We start from the raw sequence: 10,030 nt of genomic DNA, 5'->3' as shown, positions 1-10,030 counted from the left end.
GCCGGAATCGGCAACCTGTTTCTGGATAGACGACCTCGGCCTTCCAGGCCGAGGTCCGTCAAAATATCCAAGACTCGCTACCCCGTGAATCGAAAGGATGCTCCGCTTAAGTGAACAGCATTACGGCATGCCGGGGCTTTTCTCTTTAAACGAGCAATCAGCCTGTTTGGGCCACCCGGCCAAAGCCCTTCCCTCATGCAGCGTTCTTCATCTCTTTGCGCGACTGCAATGCAATGCGCACCAGATAAATCACGATCAGGACATTGGCGATCAGTGCCGCCAGCTTGAGCCAGCTGAAGTGGTGAATGGCCTCGTAAAGCTCGACCGGGATCAGCGAACCGGTGGCGAATACGGTGAACCACTCGGCCCAGTATTTGTGCAGCCACAGGCCGATGCCTTCGGTCGCAAAAATCGCCGCATACGCCAGCGCCACCATACCAATGGCCACGAATTTGTTCGGCCCCATGTCTTCCAGCACCTGCACCAGTTTCCATCGCAGGCCGTTGCTGTCGGTCAGCGACAGGTGCTCCATCCAGTGCACCAGATGATCGAAATTCTCGGTCTTGTACAGATGGAACGAGGCGATGGCGATCAGGATCAGGCCTACCGTCTTCACCGCCTTGTAGATCGCGATCACGCGCAATCCCACGCCGTGCTGCGACTCACGCCGCGCCGGCTTGGCGGGCGCACGATGGCTGGCATCAGGGGAAGTTTTTGTGTTGGAGGTGTTGGACATGGCGTTAAATCAATGAACCAACGCAGGATTGTGCTGGTTATCCGGTGAATGGTCGATGCAGAACTTTGTCGCGCGGCCCTGTTGGCCGGCTTTTTGGGCTTGGGATTGGGCTGCTATGCCTGATCCAGCTTGACGCCACCTTCACCGGTCGGCACGCTGCGCGGATGAATCTCATGCTTCTCCGCAACGCGCAGGTTTATGCGCCCGAGCCGCTGGGCCTGCAGCATCTGCTGCTGGGCGGCGGACGCATTCTGTGGATGGGCGCCCAGCTCGCCGATTTGCCGGCCGCACTGTCGGTGGAGACGATCGACCTGCAAGGCCGCCGGCTGATCCCGGGCTTGATCGACTCGCACGTGCACGTGACCGGCGGCGGCGGCGAGGCCGGCTTTCGCACGCGCGTGCCGCCGCAGGGCATTTCGCGCTTTACTCGCGCCGGCATCACCACGGTGGTCGGCCTGCTCGGCACCGACGACGTGGCGCGCGGCCCGCGCGATCTGCTGGCCACCGTCTATGCTCTGCGCGAGGAAGGCCTGAGCGCGCTGGCGTTTACCGGCGGCTACCACGTGCCGCCGCAGACGCTGACCGGCAGCGTGCGCGGCGATCTGGTGCTTATCGAGGCGCTTATCGGCATCGGCGAGTTGGCCATCAGCGATCACCGCTCCAGCCAGCCGACGCTGGATGAACTGATGCGGCTGGCTTCCGACGCGCACGTGGCCGGGCTGATGACGGGCAAGGCCGGCGTGCTGCATCTGCATCTGGGCGACGGCCTGCGCGGGCTTGATCTGGTGCGCCAGGCGCTGGAAAAAAGCGAGCTGCCGCCGCGCGTGTTTCACCCCACACACGTTAACCGACGCAAGGGTTTGTTCGACGAGGCGCTTGCGCTCACTACCAGCGGCTGCACGATCGACCTCACCGCGTTTCCGGTAGAAGAAGGCGAGGACGCGTGGAGCGCCGCCGATGCGCTGCTGCGCTATCTCGACAGCGGCGCGCACGCCGAACGCATCACGGTGAGTTCCGACGCCGGCGGCTGCCTGCCGACCTTCGATGCCGACGGCCACGTCTGCAGTATGGGCGTGGGCGAATCCGGCGCGCTGCTGGAAACCTTGAACGAGGTAGTCGCCCGCGGCGTGCCGCTGGAACACGCGCTGCCGGTGTTCACGCAAAACCCGGCGCGGTTGCTGCGGTTGGCCGCCAAGGGCTACGTCGGCGTGGGTGCGGACGCGGATCTGGTGGCGCTGGACAGCGCCGGCGCGGCGCACGATGTCATCGCCCGCGGGGTCGTGCACATGCGCGATGGCCGGATCACGCGCCACGGCATGTTCGAGGATACGTCGACATAGACCGCGCGACTTCGTTTCGGCAGGGCGCAGGGTGGCGCCTTGAACAAATAACAGACGTTCGATGCGTCACGATCGATGGTCAACTTCATTGATCCCCGAGACTCAGAGAACCCATGACTTCGAATAAAGATGAGAGCGCAATGAGTCCCAGCAGGGTGGTGGAAGGGGAAGCGCGGGGCTGGATCGTGCCGATCGGTGGTGCGGAAGAAAAAGAAAACGATCCGCGGATACTCAAGCGCTTCGTCGAGCTGTGCGGCGGTAAAGACGCGAACCTGGTGGTGATTCCCACGGCCAGCCAGCTGGCCGACACGGGCGATCGCTACCAAAAACTGTTCACCGGCCTGGGTGCGGGTGAAGTCGGCGTGCTCGACTTCGACATGCGCCGCGACACCGAAGAAAAAAATCGGCTGCAGCGGCTCGATCGGGCGACCGGCATCTTCTTTACCGGCGGCAACCAGCTGCGTCTGTCGACTATGCTGGGCGGCACGCCGGTGGCGCAGCGCATTCGTGCGTTGAACGCGCATGGCGTACACGTGGGCGGCACCAGCGCGGGCGCCAGCATTCTCAGCGAACACATGATCGCGTTCGGCAAGGAAGGCCTGTCGCCCACCGCCGGCAGCGTGCGGCTGGCGCCAGGGCTGGGCCTGACCAATCGCTTCATCATCGATCAGCACTTCAGCCAGCGCGATCGCCTGGGTCGCCTCATGGCCGCACTGGCGTACAACCCGTACGCGGTCGGCATCGGCCTGGACGAGGACACCGCGGCGTTCATCCGCCCGGACAATACCGTGGAAGTCGAAGGCAGCGGCTCGGTCACCGTGCTGGACGCGGGCAACCTGCAGTTTTCCTCGATGGCGCAGGCGGGCGAACACGATCCGGTGTGCATGCTCGGCGTGACCATTCACGTGCTGATTGCAGGCGCCACCTTCAATATGCAGACGCGCCACGCCTCGGCGGGTACGCTGGCCGTACCGAAAAAAAGCGAATGAAGTAAACCGCTCCAGCGAGACCGCCGCCGCCCGTTCAATCTTCAAAGGAAAACCTATGCGCATTCTGGAACGCTCTGTGTTTGTCGGTCCATCGCTGTATGCGCATTTTCCGGTGATCCGGCTGACGCTGGATCTGGGTGAGCTGGAGCAGTGGCCGACCGGTCGCCTCGGTGCGGACTTTGTCGACGGCTTGATCGCCGCGTTGCCCGGCCTGGCCGAACACGGCTGCTCGTTTCGCGAGCCGGGGGGCTTTATCCGCCGCATGCGCGAGGGCGACGGCACCTGGCTCGGTCACGTGCTCGAACACGTGGCGATCGAGCTGCAGAACGTGGCCGGTGAGGACGTCACCTTCGGCAAGACCCGCAGCGTCGACAAGCCGGGCGTGTATTCGGTCGTATACGAGTACGCGCAGAAAGAGGAAGGCATTGCGGCCGGCGAACTCGCGCTTCGCTTGTTGTCCTCATTGCTGCCGGTAGAACTTCGCACGCGCAACAGCGTGCCCGAGGGCTGGGAATGGCCGAGCGCGCGCGACGAATTCATTCGCTACGCGCAGCGTCGCGCGCTGGGCCCGTCGACCGCATCGCTGGTGCACGCGGCGGAGAAGCGCGACATTCCCTGGCTGCGCTTGAACGGGCAGTCGCTGGTGCAGCTCGGCCACGGCAAATACCAGCAGCGTATCCAGGCCACGGTGACCGGCCGCACGCCGCATATCGCGGTGGAGCTGGCCAGCGACAAGGAAGAGACCAACAAGATTCTCGCCACGCTCGGCCTGCCGGTACCGAAGCAGGAGCTGGTCACGACGGAAGAGGGCGCGCTGCGCGCCGCGCGCCGGCTCGGCGTGCCGGTGGTGACCAAGCCGTTCAACGGCAACCATGGTCGCGGCATCTCGATTCATCTGATGACAGACGAGGAGATCATCGCCGGCTTCAACGAGGCGCGCGAAATTTCGCGCTCGGTGATCGTGGAGAATTTTCTCAGCGGCGACGATCACCGCCTTCTCGTGGTCAACGGCGAACTGGTGGCCGCCACGCGCCGCACGCCCGGCCACGTGATCGGCGACGGTGCGCAGACCATCTCGCAGCTGGTCGATGCGGTGAATGCCGATCCGCGCCGTGGCGTCGGCCATGAAAAAGTGCTGACCCGCATCGTGCTCGACGCCCAGGCAGAAATGATGATGGAGCGCATGGGTTACACCGCCGAGTCGGTGCCCAAGGCTGGCGAGACCGTGTTCCTGCGCTCCACCGCCAATCTCTCCACCGGCGGCACCGCGACCGACGTCACCGACGTGATCCACCCCGATAACCGCGACATGGCGGTGCGCGCGATCCGCGCGATCGGCCTCGATGTGGGTGGCGTGGATTTTCTCACCACCGATATCACCGAAAGCTACAAGACCATCGGCGGCGGCATCTGCGAAGTGAACGCGGCGCCGGGTTTCCGCATGCATGTGAGCCCCAGCGAGGGCACGCCGCGGGACGCGGCCGGGCCGGTCATCGACATGCTGTTTCCGCAGGGCACGCCGTCGCGGGTGCCGATCGCAGCCGTGACCGGCACCAACGGCAAGACCACCACCGCGCGCATGCTGGCGCACATCACCAAGATGGCCGGCTATACGCCCGGACTCACCACCACCGACGGCGTATATATCGACGGCCAGCGCACGGTCGAGGGCGACATGACCGGCCCGGTGTCTGCACGCATGGTCCTGTCCGATCCGCAGATCGATATCGCGATTCTGGAAACCGCCCGCGGCGGCCTCATCCGTGCCGGCATGGGCGTACCCAAGGTCAACGTCGGCGCAGTGCTCAACGTGCAGTCCGACCATCTGGGTTTGAAAGGCATCGACACGCTGGAGCAACTGGCCGAGGTCAAGCGCATCGTGGTGGAAGTGGCCACCGATTGCGCCGTGCTCAACGCCGACGATCCGAACGTGCTGAAGATGTCCGGCTACACCGACGCCAAGGTGATCTGCTACGTCACCATGAATCCCTCGCACGCGCTGGTGCGCGAGCACGTGCGCGCGGGTGGACGCGCGTGCGCGCTGGAGGCGGGCGTCAACGGGGCGATGATCACGCTGTACGACAAGGGCAGCCATATTCCGCTGCTGTGGACGCACCTGATTCCGGCGACCATGGAAGGCCGCGCCCTGCACAACGTGCAGAATGCGATGGTCGCCGCGTCGATGGCGTTCTCGCTCGGCATCAAGCTCGATGCGATCCGCCAGGGCCTGCGCACGTTCGACACCACGTTCTTCCAGGCGCCTGGGCGCATGAACGTGTACAGCGAGCATCCGTTCAAGGTGTTGTTCGACTACGGCCACAACGCGCACGCCGTGTCGGTGATGGCGGATCTGGCGCAGCGGCTCGACGTGAGCGGTCGGCGCATCGTGGTGATCTGCGGCCCGGGCGATCGGCGCGACGAGGATCTGGTCGCCATCGCCAACGCCGTGGCCGGCCGCTTCGACCACTACATCTGCCGCCGCGACGATTCGCTGCGCGGCCGCGACGGCGACGAGGTGCCGCGGATACTGTCAAGCGCGCTGCAGGCGGCGGGTGTGCTGGCCAACGATATTTCCGTGATCCCCGATGAACAAAAGGCCACCGAAGCCGCGCTGCGCATGGGCCGCCCGGGCGACCTGCTGCTGATCTTCGCCGACGCGCTGGTGCGCTCGTGGAAGCAGATCGTCAAGTTTCGGCCCGAGGGTGCGCCCGAGGTTCGCGTGGACGCGTCGGTGAGCCCGCCCGCGCCAACGGCGATCGATCCAGGCTTCGATGAAGCGAACTTTGCCGATCTCGGCGACGTGGTGCGCGACGAGCGCGGCGTGCGCTTCTCGCGCGAAAGTGACGACTGATCAATGCCTGCGATTGAACCCAACGATCCGGCCGTCTTTACGGCTGAACTATCCACGCCGGTGTCGTCCGAACCGCTGCCGTTCGAGGACTCGCGCCGCCTCACCGGCATCAATCTGTATTTCGCCGGCACCGGCGCCGTGCTCGAAACGCTGGGCGTGCTGCCGGACGAAACGCTGCGGCACGCCTGGCGCGTGAACGTGTCGCTGGCCCGCGATGCGCTGGGCTGGCCGCACGCGCCGCTGTTCGAGCGGCAGCACGTGGGCGGCGCCGCGCTGGCCTTCGAGGCGCCGATCGATCAGCTCTACAGCGCCACCGAGGTCAACGAGTGGGCGTGGCTGGCTACGCTGGCCGATGCGCTGGCGATGAACGTCGGCCTGCACGCGCCCGGCCATCCGGCCACGTGGGATCGGGATTCGGCCTTCCATACGCTGCGTGCGCTAGCGGCGGCGGAGCGCCGGCCCGGTCTCATCGCTCTGATGCAGGCGGCTGAGGCGAAAGGCCTCGCGGCGCTGGCGGACGACGATGCGGTATCGATCGGCGAAGGCCGCGGCTCGCGCGTCTGGCCGATCGGTCAACTGCCTGCCGTGGGCGACGTGGACTGGCCGTCGCTGCACGATATTCCCGTCGCGGTGGTCACCGGTTCCAACGGCAAGACCACCACGGTGCGCCTGCTGGCCGCGATGGTTCGCGCGCACGGCTGGCACTCCGGGCACAGCTGTACCGACGGCGTATTTATCGATGGCGAAGCGATCGACTCCGGCGATTTCTCCGGCCCCGCCGGCGCGCGCGAAGTGCTGCGCCAGCCGACCGTCGATGCGGCGATTCTGGAAACCGCGCGCGGCGGCATTCTGCGCCGCGGGCTCGCCGTGCGGCACGCTAATGTCGCGGTGGTCACCAACGTCAGCGACGATCACTTCGGCGAATACGGCATCCACACTCTCGACGACCTGGCCCAGGTGAAACTCACCGTGGCCCGTGCGTTGGGCACGACTGGGCTGCTGGTCCTCAACGCCGACGATGCGATGCTGGTGAAGCACGCCGCGACGATCGGCGTACCGCTGGCCTGGTTCGCGTTGGATGAGGCGCACCCGATACTGCAGGCGCATCGCGCGCGCGGCGGCAGCACCTGCGGCGTGCGCGAGGGTCGTCTGTACTTGCACTATCTTGGCGTCGATCACGACCTGGGCAGCGTGGCCGAGATGCCGCTGAGTTTTGCCGGCAGCGCCGCCTATAACGTAGCCAATATATCCGCTGCCGTTCTCGCCGCGATGGCGCTCGGCATCTCCGCCGAAACGATGGTCACGGTGCTGGCCAGCTTCGGCCGCGCGCATGCCGACAACCCCGGTCGACTGCAGCACTGGCAGCTCGGTCGTCTGAAGGTCTTCGTCGATTATGCGCACAATCCCGAAGGACTGCGTGGTCTGCTGGGCGTGGCGAGGAGCGCGAACGAGAATGGTCGTCTCGGACTCGTGCTCGGCCAGGCCGGCAATCGCGAAGATGCCGACATCCGCGAACTGGCGGCGGTCGCCGCCAGCTTCCACCCGCAGCGTGTGGTGCTGAAAGATATCGACGGTTTCATGCGCGGCCGCGTCGCCGGTGAGGTTGCCGATATCCTGCGTAACGAGCTGGCCGTTCGCGGCGTACCTGCCGACGCCGTGGTCGAGTGCCTCGACGAAATCGACGCCGTCCGCGGCCTGCTCGCCTGGGCGCAGGACGGCGACATGCTGGTCTTGCCGACCCACGGCACCCAGGCCCGACAGGCCGTGGTGACGCTGCTGGATCAGCTTCAGGCAACCCATTGGATTGCCGGTTCGACGCTTCCTCAATATTGATCGCCCCGGCTTTTGTAGGTTGGTGATGAGCGAAGCGACTGTGGCGGCAGGGTGCCGGAACGAACATTCGCGAAGCGAATGGCCCGCAGGGCGAGCCGCAGGAGCGGCTCTTAAATCCCAATTTTCCCACCGCCGCGTTGGGATTTGCGTTGCTCATCCCAACCTACGACATGACGCCCGCACGCCTGAGCTACCCTTGTCATCATCTCCATCGATATCCATCCCATGACTTTCCAAAGCACCGACACCTACGTCGCCACCTCTGACCTCAGCCTCGCGGTCAATGCGGCCATCACGCTGCAGCGGCCGCTGCTGATCAAGGGCGAGCCGGGCACGGGCAAGACCCTGCTGGCCGAGGAGCTGGCGCGCTCGCTGCAGACGCGGCTGATCACCTGGCACATCAAGTCCACCACCAAGGCGCAGCAGGGTCTGTACGAATACGACGCGGTGAGCCGCCTGCGCGATTCCCAGCTCGGCGTGGAAGGCGTCAACGACGTGCGCAACTACCTGCGCAAGGGCAAGCTGTGGGAAGCGTTCGAGTCGGATGAGCGCGTGGTGCTACTGATCGACGAGATCGACAAGGCCGATATCGAGTTCCCGAACGACCTGCTGCAGGAACTCGACCGCATGGAGTTCTACGTCTACGAGACCGACGAAACCATCCGCGCCCGCCATCGCCCGATCATAGTCATCACCTCCAACAACGAGAAAGAACTGCCGGACGCGTTTTTGCGCCGCTGCTTTTTTCATTACATCGTGTTTCCCGATGCGGCGACGCTGGAAAAAATCATCGCCCTGCATTACCCCGATATCGACAAGGCGTTGGTCGACGAAGCGCTGGCGATGTTCTTCCAGCTGCGCGACGTGCCCAACATCAAGAAGAAGCCGTCGACCTCGGAGCTGATCGACTGGCTCAAGCTGCTGCTGGCCGATCGTATCCCCGCATCGGCATTGCGCGAGCGCGATCCAGGCAAGGCGATTCCGCCGCTGTACGGCGCGCTCATCAAGAACGAGCAGGACGTGCAGCTATTGGAGCGGCTCGCCTTTATGCATCGCCGCCAGTCGCGCTGAGGTTGATGGCGCATGTTGATCGGCTTGTTCAATGCCGTACGCGCCGCCGGTGTGCCGGTGAGCCTGCGTGAGCTGCTAGATCTGCACGGCGCGCTGAAGGCGCACGTCGCCTTCGCCGATCAGGAGGATTTCTACGAACTCACCCGCCTGATCTGGGTCAAGGACGAGCGCCACTACGATCGTTTCGATCAGGCCTTCGGCGCATGGTGGCAGGGCGTGGCAAGCCAGCCGCTGATGCCTGACGCCGTGATCCCGGAAGACTGGCTGCGGCGTGACTTCATGCGCCAGCTCAGCGACGAGGAAAAAGCCGCGATCGAAAAGCTCGGCGGCCTCGATGCATTGATGGAAGCCTTTCGCCAGCGTCTGGCCGAGCAGAAAGAGCGCCATGCCGGCGGCAACAAGTGGATCGGCACCGGCGGCAGCAGCCCGTTCGGCTCGGGCGGCTTTCATCCGGAAGGCATTCGCGTGGGGCAGGGCGGCAACCGCAGCGCGGTCAAGGTCTGGGACAAGCGCCAGTTCCGCGGCCTTGCCGACGATGCCGAACTCGGCGTGCGCAATCTGCAGATGGCCTTGCGCCGGCTGCGCCGCTTTGCGCGGCACGGCGCGCAGGAGGAGTTCGACCTCGGTGGCACCATCGACGCCACCGCGCGTGATGCCGGTTTGCTCAACGTCAAGATGCGGCCCGAGCGCCGCAACGCGATCAAGGTATTGCTGCTGCTCGATATCGGCGGCTCGATGGACGACCACGTCAATGCCTGCGAGCAGCTGTTCACCGCGGCCCGCGGCGAGTTCAAGCGGCTCACGCATTACTACTTCCACAACTGCGTCTACGAGCGCCTGTGGCGGGGCGACGGGGGCACCTACAGCAACAGCATCAGCACGATGGAGGTGCTGCGCACGCATCCGCCGGATACACGACTGATCTTCGTCGGCGACGCCGCCATGGCACCTTATGAAATTACCCATGCCGGCGGCAGCGTCGAGCACAACAACCCCGAACCCGGCGGCGTCTGGCTACAGCGGCTGGCCGCCAAATTTCCGCGCCTGGCGTGGCTCAACCCGATGTCGCAGGACAGCTGGAACTACACCGTCTCCAATCGCCTGATCACCGAGATTCTCGGCCCGCGCATGTTCGAGCTGACGCCGAAAGGCATCGAGCTGGCGATGCGGGAATTGGTGCGTTAAAAGGTCTGGCGATCGCAAAGCTTTG

General features: G+C 64.9%; 7 protein-coding genes. 6 read left to right on the top strand and 1 reads right to left on the bottom strand.

Annotated features, from left to right (window positions below; genetic code table 11):
* Positions 1-193: 193 nt before the first annotated feature.
* Positions 194-736, bottom strand: a complete 543-nt coding sequence (locus tag HDE78_RS05760) for a DUF2127 domain-containing protein (protein WP_179477546.1) — start codon at positions 734-736, stop codon at positions 194-196.
* A gap of 173 nt (positions 737-909) precedes the next feature.
* Between HDE78_RS05760 and iadA the strand changes: the two genes are divergently transcribed.
* The 6 genes from iadA (at position 910) to HDE78_RS05730 (ending at position 10,005) form a co-directional block, all read left to right on the top strand.
* A complete protein-coding gene (gene iadA, locus HDE78_RS05755) occupies positions 910-2,076 on the top strand; it encodes a beta-aspartyl-peptidase (protein WP_218862046.1) in 1,167 nt (388 codons plus the stop codon).
* Positions 2,077-2,216: 140 nt separating this feature from the next.
* Positions 2,217-3,065 (top strand): cyanophycinase, encoded by an 849-nt coding sequence (locus HDE78_RS05750; protein WP_179477544.1) that lies wholly within the window; start codon positions 2,217-2,219, stop codon positions 3,063-3,065.
* A 55-nt stretch (positions 3,066-3,120) separates the two neighbouring features.
* Positions 3,121-5,916 (top strand): cyanophycin synthetase, encoded by a 2,796-nt coding sequence (gene cphA, locus HDE78_RS05745; RefSeq protein ID WP_179477543.1) that lies wholly within the window; start codon positions 3,121-3,123, stop codon positions 5,914-5,916.
* A 3-nt stretch (positions 5,917-5,919) separates the two neighbouring features.
* A complete protein-coding gene (locus HDE78_RS05740; protein ID WP_179477542.1) occupies positions 5,920-7,749 on the top strand; it encodes a Mur ligase family protein in 1,830 nt (609 codons plus the stop codon).
* Positions 7,750-7,974: 225 nt separating this feature from the next.
* A complete protein-coding gene (locus tag HDE78_RS05735; protein WP_179477541.1) occupies positions 7,975-8,820 on the top strand; it encodes a MoxR family ATPase in 846 nt (281 codons plus the stop codon).
* Positions 8,821-8,832: 12 nt separating this feature from the next.
* A complete protein-coding gene (locus HDE78_RS05730) occupies positions 8,833-10,005 on the top strand; it encodes a VWA domain-containing protein (protein ID WP_179477540.1) in 1,173 nt (390 codons plus the stop codon).
* Positions 10,006-10,030: the final 25 nt, after the last annotated feature.

The organism is Rhodanobacter sp. K2T2 (genome assembly GCF_013408815.1).
GTDB lineage: Bacteria > Pseudomonadota > Gammaproteobacteria > Xanthomonadales > Rhodanobacteraceae > Rhodanobacter.
The sequence above is the reverse complement of the archived record's forward strand: the minus strand, read 5'-3'. Positions and strand labels throughout refer to the sequence as shown.

What these genes read in the sequence shown, in the direction of transcription:
- HDE78_RS05760 (WP_179477546.1), bottom strand. Translation starts at nt 736, where the DNA reads ATGTCCAACACCTCCAACACAAAAACTTCCCCTGATGCCAGCCATCGT.
- iadA (WP_218862046.1), top strand. Translation starts at nt 910, where the DNA reads ATGCTTCTCCGCAACGCGCAGGTTTATGCGCCCGAGCCGCTGGGCCTG.
- HDE78_RS05750 (WP_179477544.1), top strand. Translation starts at nt 2,217, where the DNA reads ATGAGTCCCAGCAGGGTGGTGGAAGGGGAAGCGCGGGGCTGGATCGTG.
- cphA (WP_179477543.1), top strand. Translation starts at nt 3,121, where the DNA reads ATGCGCATTCTGGAACGCTCTGTGTTTGTCGGTCCATCGCTGTATGCG.
- HDE78_RS05740 (WP_179477542.1), top strand. Translation starts at nt 5,920, where the DNA reads ATGCCTGCGATTGAACCCAACGATCCGGCCGTCTTTACGGCTGAACTA.
- HDE78_RS05735 (WP_179477541.1), top strand. Translation starts at nt 7,975, where the DNA reads ATGACTTTCCAAAGCACCGACACCTACGTCGCCACCTCTGACCTCAGC.
- HDE78_RS05730 (WP_179477540.1), top strand. Translation starts at nt 8,833, where the DNA reads ATGTTGATCGGCTTGTTCAATGCCGTACGCGCCGCCGGTGTGCCGGTG.